The 14846-nt window shown below is 64.5% G+C and carries 8 protein-coding genes; 3 read left to right on the plus strand and 5 right to left on the minus strand.

Annotation, left to right across the window (positions count from 1 at the left end; translation table 11 throughout):
• Positions 1-163, plus strand: a 163-nt coding sequence (locus tag Q9Q40_07495) for a citrate/2-methylcitrate synthase (protein ID MDQ7007060.1), incomplete at its 5' end; no start/stop codon positions are given.
• Positions 164-271: 108 nt separating this feature from the next.
• Here the strand turns inward: Q9Q40_07495 and Q9Q40_07500 are convergent.
• The 5 genes from Q9Q40_07500 to Q9Q40_07520 form a co-directional block, all read right to left on the minus strand.
• The gene (locus tag Q9Q40_07500; GenBank protein MDQ7007061.1) at positions 272-5071 is read right to left on the minus strand and encodes an AMP-binding protein; all 4800 of its coding nucleotides are present in this window, start codon (positions 5069-5071) and stop codon (positions 272-274) included.
• Positions 5072-5186: 115 nt separating this feature from the next.
• Positions 5187-6248: a cytochrome-c peroxidase gene (locus Q9Q40_07505; GenBank protein MDQ7007062.1), complete on the minus strand. Its 1062-nt coding sequence runs from the start codon at positions 6246-6248 to the stop codon at positions 5187-5189.
• Between the two features lie 147 nt (positions 6249-6395).
• A complete protein-coding gene (locus tag Q9Q40_07510) occupies positions 6396-9239 on the minus strand; it encodes a cytochrome c3 family protein (protein ID MDQ7007063.1) in 2844 nt (947 codons plus the stop codon).
• A gap of 136 nt (positions 9240-9375) precedes the next feature.
• A complete protein-coding gene (locus Q9Q40_07515) occupies positions 9376-10830 on the minus strand; it encodes a NapC/NirT family cytochrome c (protein ID MDQ7007064.1) in 1455 nt (484 codons plus the stop codon).
• Between the two features lie 200 nt (positions 10831-11030).
• The gene (locus Q9Q40_07520) at positions 11031-11405 is read right to left on the minus strand and encodes a cytochrome c3 family protein (protein ID MDQ7007065.1); all 375 of its coding nucleotides are present in this window, start codon (positions 11403-11405) and stop codon (positions 11031-11033) included.
• A gap of 428 nt (positions 11406-11833) precedes the next feature.
• Here Q9Q40_07520 and Q9Q40_07525 point away from each other — a divergent pair, with 428 nt between their 5' ends.
• Positions 11834-12841, plus strand: coding sequence for a DmsE family decaheme c-type cytochrome (locus Q9Q40_07525; GenBank protein MDQ7007066.1), 1008 nt, complete (start codon positions 11834-11836; stop codon positions 12839-12841).
• A gap of 10 nt (positions 12842-12851) precedes the next feature.
• Complete coding sequence (locus Q9Q40_07530; protein ID MDQ7007067.1) at positions 12852-14696, plus strand: GSU2204 family CXXCH-containing (seleno)protein; 1845 nt, start codon at positions 12852-12854, stop codon at positions 14694-14696.
• Positions 14697-14846 lie beyond the last annotated feature (150 nt).

The following is a 14846-nucleotide window of genomic DNA, read 5'->3' on the forward strand; positions in this document are numbered from 1 at the left end:
CTACGGCGTCAAGGAGTACGACTTCTACACCGTGCTCTTCGGCGTGGGCCGGGCCATCGGTGTACTGGCGAACATCGTCTGGGACCGGGCCCTGGGCTATCCCATCGAGCGTCCCAAGTCGGTCACCACCGACATGCTCGAACAGGCCGCGGGGATCCAGTAACCGCGAAGGGCCCGGAAAGAACGCCGATTTCCGTCCGCGTACGCATCCAGCAGTAGGCCCCCTGCAGGATCGTCCCCGGCAGCGGGCGGGACGCGCGGGCCGACGCCCCTACAGATTCTGCAGGGCGTCGGACTCGTTGCGCTCGGCGAGGAGGTCCTTGACCAGGCCGGCGTAGCCCTTCTCGATACGGAAACCAAAGCGATAAAAGTAGCTCGGCCGGAAGAAACCCGTTGTCACGGTGCGGATACCCTGGGCACGCAGCCGGTTGAACAGTTCGTTCATCAGGCCATCGGAAATCCCGTGCTTGCGCAAGTGATCGATGACAACGATTTTCTCCAGGTGGGCGCTGCGTTCGCCTTCGTCGATCTCGTAGAACAGCCCCCCCACAAGGTCGCTGCGATGATTGAGCGCGACGAGGAAGTGATGCTCGGGACGGAAAGTCACCTCCAGCCGCGCGGCGAGGAAGAGCTTGTGCAGTTTGCCCACCTCTCGCGGATTGACCGGATGGCGGACCCGGAAGGGTCGCCCTTCCGTGTCTTCCATCACCACCACCACGTCTGCATGGCGGCGGCCGGCGGCGTCGGAGAAGACCAGCTCGGCAGTGTCACCGGGACGCAGGTGAGGATAGCTCAGGCGCGTGAGAAAGTACTCTTCTTCCGATCCTTGTTCCACCGTGTCGCGCAGGGCGCTGAGCCGATCGACCACCTCGTCTCCCTCGAGGGGGGCCCGAACCAGGTCCGCGATCACCTCGTCGAGAGCATCGCGCAGGGCCGCGGGAGCATGGGAGAAAACCGTCTCGCGGAAAAAGCGGACCCTCGCCTCGGGGTAGCGATCGAGCAAGCTGGCGATGTTGTAGGTATCGAAGAGGTCCTGGATCATGCGCGCCCGAGCCTGGGGCGTGGCCCCCTGCGCCAGATCGGCCCACCGGTGATAGCGCGCAATGGCGAAGTAGAGCCGCTTGGGCAGGAAACCTCGCCGGGCGACATGCCCGGTGAAGGCCTCGACGACCTGCTTCCAGCGCTGGGGTAGATCCCGGGTCTCCTCGAGCAGCGCCAGACCGTCTCGCACGCCGGTCACCTCGAGCAGGGCGGAAAGCAGTAACTCCCGCCGGGCCACGGCTGCAAGGGCCGGGTAGCTCTTCTCGGTCGGCTCGACGATGCGGCGCCAGAGAATCTCCAGATAGTCCCCCAGTGACGTGAAGGCCACCCGGGAGGCCACCGAGACGATGCGCGGACCCACCTGGAAGTCGTGGGTCGGCACGATCACGTTGTAGTCCGCCGGATCGGCCACCACGAAGCGCCGCCGGGTGCGATTCCAGAAATCGAAGTAGGCCTCGGCTCCGGACCAGACGAGAAAGGGCCAGATCGCCCGCAGACGCTCCTCGGCGTCTTCCGTGCGCTGGCGCCCGAGTCGGCCGATGAAGCGGTTCATCGTCTCGCCGGAGATGAACTCCTCGCTCCAGGAATCGTACTGCCTCCAGTAGCCGCCGAAGTCCTCCACCAAACGATGTCCCCCGGCCCGCTCTCCGGTCACCAGCAGCCAGAGAATCTCCTCGGCGATCTTGTCCGCCGGCAAGGTGCGATTGACATTGATCGCCACGTCGTAGGCACCCTGGACCCGGGTGTGGATCGTCAGCCGATAGACCGCCTTGCCGTATTTTTCTCCAAGTAAGCTGACCCACATGCCGCCGAGGGGGATATCGGAAAGGCGGATGATCTGGCCCGTGAAAAGGAAAACCGCCTCGCGAACGAAGTTCGTCCCGCAAATCAGGCCCAGCAGTCGACTGCGGTCCGAGGCGTTCATTTCTTCCTCGAAGGTGATCACGTCCTCCCAGCGGTACTCACCGCCGGTTTCCGGATCGACAGCGATGCGGGTGGGCGGGCCGAGCCAGCGCCGAAACCCCTCCTGCATCCTTTCCTCCGCCAGGCGGGCCATCTCCCGGTCCTCGGCCCTGGGGCAAAAGGCGCGCATGCGAGCCAGGGCCGCGCGCAGGCGCTTGTAGGAACCGGGATGAGCCGCACCGTACTCGGCCAGGAGGTTGAGCATCGGCACCAGGCGGCGGGTGGATGTTCGGCGGTCGCCGCGGGGAGCTTCCATCAGCCGACGGCAGGCCTCGACCAGGGCCTCGAGCATCTCTTTCGAGGTCGTGCAGGCCGCCAGGCGGGCGATGGTGGCGTCGTCCAGCAGGCCCTCGTGCTCGAGAAAGGAGTCGATCGTCTCCACGGCCCGGGAAGGTTGTTCGGTGGCGAACAGCGCGAGGAAGGCCCGGCGGCGGATGATGGCCGAGCTGGAGCGAGCCGCCGTACGCAGAATCGTCAGGGCCTCGCCGAACAGGGCACCTTCCCCCCGGGACAGGATTTTCTCCAGCAGGCGGATTCCCTGAATCGCATGGCGCTCGTCCTCCGACCCCAGCATCCGTGCGGCCAGGTCGACCATCGCCAGGGAAAGGTCGTCCTCTTCGAGAGCGTGGCGGATGCGCCGTTCTTCCTCCCGGGAAACATGGTAAGGCTCGGCCCGTGCAAAGACCTCGATCTGCCGAGGGGGCCGGCGACGTCGAATCTCGCCTGCGGCATCGACCCGCGCGAAGGCCACGAGCTGCTCGTTCCCAAGCCAGAGAGCCGGCGCGGAAACCATCGCTCCCAAGTCCAGATGGCGACCGCTGAAGCGGTAGATGCACGAACCGACCCGCAGCCGCCCCGGGGCTTCGGCAACGACCTGCACTGGCAGGCGCTGACCGGTGGGAATGCAAACCAGGGCACCGTCCTCCACCCGGATGTCGCTGGCTGTCAGCCCCAGCACCTGGTAGAGCCAGTTCGGAAAATCCACCACCGGCCCGTCGGCCTGGGTGCGAAAGGTGGCCCGGCGATAGAGCCCCTCGATCACCTCGGCGAAGTGGGCCGCGATCACCTTCCGGCAGAAGGTCCCCTTCGCGGTCAGTTCGCCCCGGTCGGCGCTGAAATCCCGGTCGAGGAGCGCAAAGTCCACGATGCGTTCGAAGGGAGCAAGAAAGCGGTTGACCGAAACCACCAGTGAGCGGAAGTAGGCCAGCCGCTCGGCTTCACTCATCGCCGGCAAATCGATGTCTTCGACCTTCTCGTTGGGCACGATGAGAACGGTGTTGAACTCCCGGTGATCACCGACGAGGAAGACTCGGGAAACGGCGTCGAAATCACGGAAGAGGTTCTCAATCTTCTGGGGCGCGATGGTTTCGCCCTTGATGTTCTTGTAGATCTCCTTCTTGCGATCGATGATGCGATAGAAGCCGTCAGCGTCCCGCTCCATCAGGTCACCGGTGCGGACCCAGCCATCGGGGTCCACGCCACTGTCGGTCTCGTCGGTCTCCACGTAGCCCTGCATCACGTAGGGCCCACGCATCAACAGCTCGCCATCGTCATCCAGGCGCAACTCGATCCCCGGCAGGGGCAGGCCGAGACTCTCGTCCCGGTAGCCTCCCGGAGGAGTCATGGTGATGCCGCCTGTGGCCTCGGTCATGCCGAAGCCGCTCATCAGCTCGATCCCCTGGCGCTGGAAGAAGCGAAAGACTTCCGGAGGCAGGTAACCCGCTGCCGACAGCCCCCAGCGCAGACGCGATCCCACCACCGCGCGCGTGGCGGCGAGTATCTCGCCATCGGTGGCTTTCTCCAGATCGACGCGGCGGGAGATCTCCTCGTGCAACTGCAACCATTTCTTGGGAATGCTGATGAAGACCGAGGGATTCGTCGCACTGAACGCCTCGAGGAGGCTCTCCCGGGAAGGATCCCTGAGGAAGGTATAGCCGGCGCCCCAGAACAGGGTGCCGAGCAGTTCCAGAAAGCGGCCGAAGGTGTGAAAGAGAGGCAGGTAGCAAAGAAAGGAATCGTGGTCGCCGATCTCGGGCAAGGCCAGGGCCCGGGCGAAGCGCTTGCTCACCAGGTTGAGCTGGGAAAAGCGGATCCCCTTGGGCCGGCCCGTGGTCCCGGAGGTCACCATGATGGTCGCCAGCGCCGATAGCTCCATCGCCTCGCGGCACTGTTCGAGTCGTTCGCTGCCGACCTCGCCGGCGCGGGCCGACAACTCCGCCAGGGAGAGCACCGCGGACCGGGGCGTCGCATCCACGTCGAAGAAGGTGACGATCCGGCCCCCCTTCGGCAGGTTGGAGGCCGCACCACGCACACGCTGCAGTTGATCGGGAGTCGAGACGAAGACGGTCGTGATGGCGAAGGTTTCGAGGAGATAGGCCAGATCCTCGCCGGTGGTGTGAGACGGGATCATCACGTCCACCACGCCGGTGGTCAGACAGGCCAGGTCGACCAGCGCCATTTCCATACAGTTGTCGGCGAAGATCGCCACCGGACCGTCGGGCAGATCCCGGCGCAGAGCCAGCAGGCCGCGAGCGAGATGGTCGACACGGCCGGCCGCCTCGATCCAGGAAACTCTTCCCCGGGCACCCCGGGCGGGATCCTGCAGCCAGGTCCGCGCCCCCAGGCAGGCCGCCCGCTGCTGCAACATCCGGGCGAGAGTGAACCCCGAGGCTTCGACGACCTCGAGGATGCTCCGCATCCAGCGCTCGCGTTGCTCCGGTTCGATGCGGCGCAGCAGGGCCGGCCGGCGCAGCAGGTCGAGCCAATGCCACGCGCCCTGACGCAGGGCGGCGGCCGTAGGGTCGTCCCGCGTGCCGCGGGCAAGCCCACGCCCCAGCTCGAGCACCAGCTCGAGGTCCAGCCCGGCGGCCACCGCCGGAGCCTGCCTGGGATGCTGAAGCAGGTCGACGAGCAGCTCGAGGCCCGCCGCGGGATCGAGCCGGCCGGCCACCAGCAGGGCGAGCATCTCCTTCGTGGCCCGCCCGACGGCCTGCTCGTCGTCGGCGTCTCGAAATCGCCGACGCCAGTCGGCCAGGACGCTGCCGGTTCTGAAGCGGCGCGAGGTCATGCCGGAAAGGGTAGCGCATCCCCGCCCACCCGGAGCAAGCCGGCCGGGCAGGGAAAAACCGGCGGGCGACCCGCGAAGGCCGCCCGCCGGCGCCGGAAGACTCGAATCGTCCGGATCAGCTGGGATCCGGCCCGGGGGTGTCGGGCCCTGAAGCCGGCAACTCCGGCTGCGCGATGTACTCCATCGGCAGATCACCGGTCAGGCTCTTGAGAAAGGCGACGATATCCATCACCTCGTCGGGCTTGATCGTCTTGCCCAGCTGGTAACGGCCCATGATGGCCACGACTTCATCGAGAGACTCGAGGGATCCATCGTGCATGTAGGGCCCCGTCTTCTCCACGTTCCGCAGGCTGGGAACCTTGAAGAAGAACTTCTCCGCCTCGTTACCCGTCACCGCGAAGCGACCCTCGTCTTCGGTGGGGTAGGGCTCGACCAGTCCCATCTTCTGGAAGAGGTTGCCGCCCAGGTAGGGGCCCATGTGACAGGTCGTACAACCGACCTCGATGAACTTGTCCAGACCGCGGCGCTCGGTGGCCGTCAGGGCCCCGCCGTCTCCCTTGAGGTAGGCGTCGAAGCGACTGGGAGTCACCAGCTTGCGCTCGAAGGCGCCGATGGCCTTGGCCAGGTTGTCGTAGGTGACCGGGTCGTCCTCGCCCGGAAAGGCGGCGGCGAATTCCTCGACGTAGCCGGGGATGCTCTTGAGCACACGCACCACCGCCTCCTCCGAAGGCATGGCCATCTCTACCGGGTTGAGAATCGGCCCCTTGGCCTGGGCCTCCACGTCGGGCTCGCGGCCGTCCCAGAACTGGGCGATGTGCCCCGCGGCGTTGTACACCGTGGGACTGTTGCGAGGGCCGAGCTGGCCGCCATGCCCGGCGGAGGTGGGCTTGCCGTCCACACCCCACTGATCGAGCAAGTGGCAGGTGTTGCACGAAATGTCCTGGTTTTTCGAAAGCCTGGTGTCGTAGTAGAGCTTCCGGCCCAGGTTGATCTTCTCATCGGTGATCGGGTTCGTCGCCGACTCCATCACTTCCGGCAGGGGTTGAAACATCGCAACGTGCTGTGGGCTCGGGGGCGGCGCGGGAGCCTGCTCGGTGCCGCCGCAACCCACCGCGCCAAGCACCAGCGCCAAGCCGGCGCTCAGCCCCAGGAACCTGTTTGACGAGGAAGAAAACATCGCCTTCTCCTTATTTACCTGTCGGTAATACCATGCCTACCGCCGGAGCCTAGACCGGAGTCCGGCAAGGGTCAAGGTCCCGTCATTTCGCCCGCCCCGGATTTCCCTGCCGGGGCGTGCACCCCGCGCCGCCCACCGGCCGTTCGGCTAGCGGTAGCCGAAGAGCATGGTGTAGGCGATCAGCAGAATCAGGGTCAGGCCGATTGTCAGGGCCACGAAACCAAAAGCCCTGAAGCCCCGCTCGGCCGGCGCCGGGAAGGGATCGACAAGCATCGCTTCGATCTCCTCGGGGGTCTTCCCCCTGACCAGGGCCTCGTACTCTTCGGGCTTGTCGTGCTTGAGTTCTTCGAGGGTCACGCGCCCCGTGAAAATCACCATGTCCATCGGAAATTTATCCGGGCGGAAGTGGGTATTGAAAAAGTGAATCGTGAAGATGAACGCCACCGCCAGCAGGGCCTCGTCGCTGTGGATGATCGTCGCGACGTTGACCGACCAGCCCGGCAGAATCCAGGTGAAGACTTCAGGAAACCACAATATCAACCCCGTCGAACCGATGATGAACACGCCCCAGAAAACGGCGAAGTAGTCGAACTTCTCCCAGTAGGTCCAGCGACCGAAACGCGGCCGCGGCCCCAGCCCGAGGAACCACTTGATGGAGCCCCAGAACTGCACGATGTCCTTGGGCATGATCATCATGCCATCGGGCGAGAAGATGAAACGCAGCCAGCTCTTGCCCGATTCCTTCTTCATCCTGCGCACGTGCAGCAAGTGCACCGCGAAGAGAATCAGCAGCGTAACGGCGGCGACCCGGTGCAAGGCCGACATGATCTCGAAGCCTCCCAGCACACGAGAGACGAACTGCGCCCATTCCATGTAGGAGAACTTCAGTGTCATGCCTGTCAGCGCGAGGGTGAAGAAAGTCAGCAACATGATCAGGTGCATCGTGCGCTGGGTCCGGGTAAAGCGCCGGTAAAGCTTCTGCTGCCCGGTCGCGCTCTTGTGAGGCCGCCAGACTTCCCGGGTTCGCCACAGGCGGTAGAGCCAGGCCAGGGTGTGCACCACGAAGAAGCTCAGTGTTCCCACCAGGAGCGTCGTCATGAACCAGAAGGAGTAGAACAAGTAGGGATACTTCTTCTTGTCATGGTGGGTCGCGTGGGTCAGGTAGCCGGCAAACTGCCGATGGGCGCCCGTGTGACATTGCCCGCAGGTCTCGACGATGTTCTTGTGGCTGAGAGTCGAGTCGGGATCGTCGATCGGCAGGATGTTGTGGGTCCCGTGGCAGTCATAGCACTTGGCCGCGGCGACATCACCGAGGCGCGAGACCTTGCCGTGGATGGTTTCGAAGAAGGTCTCCGATTCGTCCTCGTGGCAACGGCCGCACTGCACGATCATCCGCGTGCGGAAGTCGTCCAGGTCGGTCCGCGAGATCGAGTGAGAGGTGTGGCAGTCCTCGCAGGTCGGCAGCTCTTCACTCGGCCGGTCGGAAACCAGCGGCGAATGGATACTCGCCAGGAAGATTTCCTCGATGCCGTTGTGGCAATGGCCGCAGGTGTCGGCAATGTTCTCGTGGTTGACAGTGGAATTCTCATCTTCCGGAGGCAGGGAATGGTGCGCCGTGTGACAGTCGGTGCAGGTCGCCGAAACCACCAACCCGCTTTCCACCAGCCCCTTGCCGTGAATGCTCATCACGTAGCTGCCGACGATATCGTCCACGTCGGCGTCGATCCGCCGAGCGGCCTTTTCTCCTTCCCGGTGACAGCCCGCGCAGAGCTGGGGAATGTTCCGCGGATAGGTCCGTGAAGAGGGGAGCTGGTGGCTCTGGGTGCTGTGCTTCTCGTGGCAGTCGAGGCAACCGGGCGCGTCAGGGTCTCCCTTGGCCTGGAGCCGCCCGTGCGTGCTCGAAGCGTAGTCTCGAACGGTCTGGGCGTGGCAGATCGCGCAGTCGACCCTGGCATCGGGCTGCAGCGCCGAGCATGGACGGCGCAGGGATGTGCGAACCCCGGTGTGGCATTGGGCGCAGCCGACCCCAGAATGCGTCGAAGCATTGTAGGCCTGCTCGTCGACATAGAGAGAGACCGTTTTTCCATCCCGCTCCATCGTCAGGGAGGGGTCAGAGTGGCATTGCAGACAATCCACGTTGGCCGCACCCCCGGGGGTGTCTCGGACACGCCGGATCTTGTGGGGGCTGTGGCATTCCACGCACGATGGGATCACGTGGGGCTGCTCCTCCCACAACCGGCCCTCGATCACCTTGACATGCACCTCCTCGATCCGGCTGTGGCAACGGGTACAGGTCGCCGCCACGTTCTTGCGATTGATACTCGAACGGGGATCGGAATGCTCAAGGATCTTGTGGGAGGTATGGCAGGAAGTGCAGACAGCAGTAACGGTCAGCCCCTTCTTGAACAACCCCTCCCCATGAATCGAGAGCGAGTAGTTTTCGAGGATCCTTTCCTGGGGAATGTCGTGGGTCAGCGATACCGGTGACCCCTCGTGGTGGCAGCGACCGCAAAGCAGCGGGATGTTCATCGTCGCGGTGGGGGAGCCGGGGTCGGTATGCGGCAGAATGTCATGGTGCCCGTGGCAGGTGGTGCAGCCGGGAGCCAGGCGGTCTCCCCTGGTGATGGCGCGGCCATGGAGCGATATCGCGTGGTCGGAGGCCTGCTCGTCATGACAGATGGAGCAATCGACGGCTTCGACATCCTCGTCATGCTCCATGTCGATGCCTTCGAGGTCCCCGTGACAGTCAATGCATTGCAGGTCGCCATGGACCGAGGCGGCGAAGGCCTCCTGGTCGACCCAGACGCTGATCTCCCTGCCGTTGCGCTCACCGGTCAGGTCGGAATCCTCGTGGCAAATCAGGCACTCGTCGTTCTCCTGGGCCGTGACGGGAAGGCTTGCCGGCAGACAGGTGAACATCGCCAGGACGGCGACGGCCCACACCGGCAGCCCGGGAAGACGACGCGAAGGACGGACGCGGCTCGCAGGCATCGTAGCTTTCCTCTTCAAGCGCCGGATGCGCAAAACGGGTACGGGAGGGAGCAGTTCCCCGGAATGAAGAATAAGTAATTAGCCAGTAAGCATCCCAGCGACACGTCGCCTCCCCTCCTCCTGGTTGGCTCTCCGGCTATTCGGCGTTCTGGAGCAGGCCGAGAATCTCCGGATCCGGCTCGTCCTCTGCCAGGATGACATGACAAAGATCACAATCGCCCGAAATCGTTCGTCCATCTTCGGCGCTGTGTTCGTCGTCGTGACAGCGGAAGCACCCCCCCATGAAATCGGGGTGGCCCAGGTGGCTCTTGTAGGTCCCCCAGGTGATACCCATCTCGGGAAAGACATTCTCGGCAAAAGCTTCCTGCACCCCGGCGATCGCCTTGTCCAGCAGATCGGGCCTTTCCTCCACCAAGCCGGCGTAGTTCTCGCTGTACCACTCCCGCAGGGTCTTTTCGATCCCGGCGAGAGCCTCCTCGGTAGAGCCGAAGTCGCCGGCCAGGGCCTCGAGGCCCTGGCGCTTGATGAAGGGCAGCTCTTTGGGGATGTGCCCGGAGAAGAGCTTCTGATCGAGAGCTTCCTCGGCGCTGAGGTAGATGTGCGTCGGCCGGTTGTGACAGTCGACGCAATCCATGGTCCGGCTCCAGGGCGCCCCGTCCTCGGTGATCTCGGGATCCTCCCCGGAGCGGAAGACAGTCGTCTGACCCTGTTCGTCGGTCATCGTGACTTCAAAGATCTGCTCCCGTTTCCAGTCGGCATGCCGGTAGTCGATCTTGGCTTCCTCCGAGACATGCCAGTGGATACCGTGGGGGTGGTGTCCTTCACCGCCTCCCGACCCGATCTTCATCAGGAGCACAGTCTTGACGGCGGTGTTCTCTTGATCGGGCAGGAACTTGTGCTTGACGTAGAGTTTCTCACCAAAGAAAAACTCGGGCCGGTGACATTCCTCGCAGGTGTCCCGCGCCGGCCGCAGCCCTCGGATCGGCGTTTCGATCGGGCGCGAATAGGTATTCAGGGCCACGGCCAGGAACTGGCGCGCACCGGAAAGCTTGGACTTGGCGAACCACTTGGCGCCTTCACCGATGTGACACTCGACGCACTTGACCCGGGAATGGGGCGAACGGCTGTAGGCACTGTACTCCGGCTGCATCACACTGTGGCAAAACTCGCCGCAAAAGGCGACGGACTCGGTGTAGTGGAAGCCCGTGTAGGAGAAGAGAGCCACCACCACCACGTTGATCACCGTCAACGCCCCGATGATCATCACCACCCACTGCATCCTCCGGAAGCTCTGGGGGGATTCGAGTTGCTTGCGGAAGAAGAAGTAAGTGTCGGTGGGCCCCGTGTCCTTGCGCCGGAAGAAAAGCAGCCCGACGGCGATCGCCAGCAGGCCCAGAATGAAGAGCGGCCCCATGACCAGGTAGACCATGAAGCCGAAGTAGGGATTGCCCAGAACACCGGACAGATCGAGCAGGCACCCGAGCAGCAGGGCAGGAAAGAGCACCGTCACCAGGATGGCGCCGCCCTGGGAGACCCTGCTCTTGGAGAGCAGACGAATGAAGGCCTTGATCGCCTCGACCAACCAGCTCACCTTGACCTCGCTCTCAGGCAGCTTTGCCCGCACGAACACTAACCCGTCAGTAAGGGGGTCATATTAGGCCCCCCCGCGTAAGGCGTCAAACGAACAAAACAGGCCGATGAAGTTGAGTTATACCGCAAAACGGGACGCAGGCATCAAGAGGGGACGCCCACGGGCGTCCCCAAAGCCTCTGGCAACGGTTGTCTCAGCGGCTACCTGACATGGCACTTTTTACACTGCTTGGCCTTCATCGCCGTCAACGGGCCGGCCTTCTCACCCGCCTCCTGGCGGCTGGCGTGGCAGTCGCCACAAGTCTTGTGCAAGGCGTTCTTCAGCTTGGGAGCCTCGTCCTTGACGACCTTCCTGTCGTGGCACTCGCTGCAGGCCCTGGGGGTAGCCCCTTCCTCGAGCTTGTGATGGCAGACCTTGCAGTTGCCGGCCCTCGCCGCATGCTCCTTGTGCTTGAAGGTGACGGTTCCCATCTTGGCCTGCAACTTGAGAACTTCCTTGCCCGCCGGAACATCCGCGGCCAACGCCCAGAACCCGGCCAGACCGGCCAGCAGCAGCAGAACAACGATCTTCTTCACGGCGTCACTCCTCCTTGAACTGTCGTCCCCACGGCGCGGGGGAGGGAATGCTAGCACTTGCCACGGCCCGATCCCAGCCTTGGCAGCCACTTTAGTGAGCATAAACTCAACAAACTTTCTGTCAAGTTAGCCATTGACCAGACCGCCGCGGTCCGTTATGTTCCCTCCGCCCCATTTGACTTACTGGTCAGCCATGGAGGACGGCGATGCTTCCAGCCTCTTGCTTCCGGGTCTCCCCCGGCTGAGCCGAGAGCGCGGCGGGCTCCCGGCGGGATCCCCCCCTTCCCCGTGACTCTCGGCTTCCGGTGACCGCCTGCCGGTCTCGCGAATCGGGAAAGTCTCGCGCCGTCCTGTCCCCATCATTCGGCAAAAGTCCCCCCCCGCGGGGGCCTTGGCGCACGGCGAACGTGCGCAGGGAGGAGGAGTCCATGAAACGCCACCTGTCCACCACCGCGAGCCTGGCGCTGTGCCTGGCCTTGTGGTCGTTGGCGCCCCCGAGCCGTGCCGGTGATCCAGCCGCAACTCCGTGCACAGCCTGCCACGACCAGATCGTCGCCTCGTTTGAAAGCTCCCCCCATGGGAAACTGGCGACCGAGCCGGGTCTCGACCCGGCCGGCGCCTGCTCGGCCTGCCATGGCCCCGCCGAGCAGCACATGGAGGAGGCCGACCCGACGCGGATCCGATCCTTCCCGGGCAAGGAGCGTGAGGCGGACGCCGAACTCTGTCTCGGCTGCCACGCCTCCCGCAACGGCATGGGCGCCTGGCAGGCGGGCGAACACGCCATCGCCGGGGTGAGCTGCCTCGACTGCCACAGCATCCATGACCTCGGCGACGAGCCCTCTCCGGGGCTGGGCCGGCGCCACGGAGGCGATCCTTACGCGAGCTGTGCCCACTGCCACGGCGAGGTACTGGTCAGGACGCGGATGCCCTCCCATCACCCTCTCGGCGAAGGTCGCCTGACCTGCGGGTCCTGCCATGATCCCCACGGCATGACCGAGGGATTGCTCAGGACACGCTTCCGCAAGAACGACCTCTGCCTGGACTGCCATGCCGCCATGCAGGGGCCCCATGTCTTCCAGCACGAACCGGTCGAGGAAGACTGCATGATCTGCCACGACCCTCATGGCGGACCGGCGGACAACCTGCTCGTCCAGACCGAACCCTTCCTCTGCCTCCAATGCCACGAAGCCCATTTCCACGCCGGACTCGGTGGAACGGAAGGCTCCGCGGACACCGAACCGGTGGCCGGGATGACCTTCGGGACGGTCAGCGACCCGACCTCGGGGCTGCGCCAGATCACCGTCTCCAACATCTACGGTGCCTACGGCATGCAACGCTCGTTCCTGACCAAGTGCACCCAGTGCCATTCCGCCGTTCATGGCTCCGATACTCCCTCCGCCGGTATCTCCGGTGGCGGCCGAGCCATGACCCGGTAGAGGAGGACCGATGATGTCGAAGAGAATCTCCCTGATCCTCCTCGCGACGCTCGCTGGAATCGGCGTGCTGCCTTGCGCGGCCGGCGAGAGCGGCGTCGGCGAGGTCGCCGTCGGTGTCCGGTCCGTGAACACCGACGACTCGCTCAACCGGGCCGCCGAGTTCGAGAGCACCTCCAGCAGCGCCGTGGTCGCCGGTTGGTGGAGCACCGCCTTCGGAGAGACGTCGAACATGGCCCTCGACCTGCTCTACCTCGACTCCGGGGAACAGGACTACGGGTTGGTCCTCGACTTCTCCCCTTCGCTGCGCCTCGAGGCCGACCACACCGTCTTCGAGCACCATCTGCCTCACGATCCGCTGGCCAACCTGGAAGGCTGGGATGGTGAAGGCAAGATCGTTCAGCACACCGATCTCGATGCGGGCAACCTCTATCGCGAAGAATTCAACCAGGCTCACGCCGCCCTGATCTGGCGGCCCAAAAACTCTCCCGCCTGGGAACTCGCCCTCAAAACCCGCAGCGTCTGGCGCGAAGGGACCCGCCAGCACCGTTCCACGGATCACTGTTACAGCTGCCATATCGTCGGCCAGGGGGTCGGCATCGACGAGCAACTCGACGACCTGACCCTGGAAGCCGGGTACCTGCGGAGCAACTGGGGAGTGAAATACTCGTACACCCAGAGGGAATACAGCGATGACTCCGCCGACGACACCCGCTGGTTCGACCCGGCTCACCATCCTTCGAAAGTCACCCCGTCCGGCGCGCCGCTTCCGGTCTTCGGCAACCGGGTGCAGTTCGGCGTCCTGCCCGACGGAACGCCGGCCTGGTACGAGGGCGCGGTGGCGGTGAGCACCGAGTTCGAGCGGGACTCCCACGTGCTCACCGCTTTCTGGAACGGCAACCGGGATCACCTGGACGGAGCCGTTGCGAAGTACACGGTCAGCAGCAAGGCGAACCTGAACCGCGGAGGCGTAGGCACGGGCTACGACCTGGACTACACCTCCGCCATGGCGCGCTGGGTCCACCGGTCCGGGGAACGAACGAAGGTCCGGATCCGGGGCCGCTACGAAAAGATCGACTCCGACGATGCCGCCATAACCCTGACCGAGAACGTCGCCCTGGCCGGCCCCCAGGCCGGGGACACCTACGCCGACGTCTACGGTGCCGACAACGTGGACGGCAACCTGGGCCCCGACGAGTTGCGCTGGAATCCGGACGACTACCGCATCCGCCGCAGCGCGGTGGACCGCAAAGTCCTCACCGCGGGTGCCGACCTGATCTACCGCCTCGGCAAGGACCGCCGGCATCGGCTCCAGGTCAGCCTCAAGAGCCGCACCACCGATCGTGAGAACTATGCGGTCAACGACGGGGGCTCCACCAGGACCACTGAAAACACCCTCGCCCTACGCCTGCGCGGCACCCTGGGCGAGAAGAAAAACCGCTACCAGGCCGCCGTGGAGTGGTACAGCGCCGACGACCCCTTCACCAACGTCGACGGCGGTTGCCGGACGGCGGGAACGGACCCCGCCGATCCCTTCGTGTTCCCCTGGAATTCCTACCAGTACTACCAGCTCTATGCGCTGCGCTTCGCCAACCTGACCAATCAGCCCACCGATCGCCTCACCCTGCGGGCCAGCGTGACGCTCTCACCCCTGGAGAACAGCTCGCTGACCTTGCAGGCCAAACGGCAGAAACGGACCAACGACCAGACGCAGGTCAGCGACTGGGAGTCCTCGTCGACCGACCTCGGCGCGCTGCTGTGGTGGGCTCCAAGCCCGCGGATCTACACTGTCGCCTCGGCCCAATACCTCAAGGAGGATCAGGAGACGCATATCTGCATTCCCCTGATGGGCGGGTGAGCCGCCGGCCTTTCTTCCCGCCAGTTTGGCAGGGATCAAAACAGCACGACGTTTGAAACGACCACCACGAACCTCTCCCTCGAGATCGGAACACCCCTCGGCGAGCGCACCGAGTTCTTCGCCGGAGCGACCTACATCGACCTCCAGGCC

The organism is Acidobacteriota bacterium (assembly GCA_030949985.1).
In the GTDB taxonomy this organism is placed as follows: domain Bacteria; phylum Acidobacteriota; class Polarisedimenticolia; order J045; family J045; genus JALTMS01.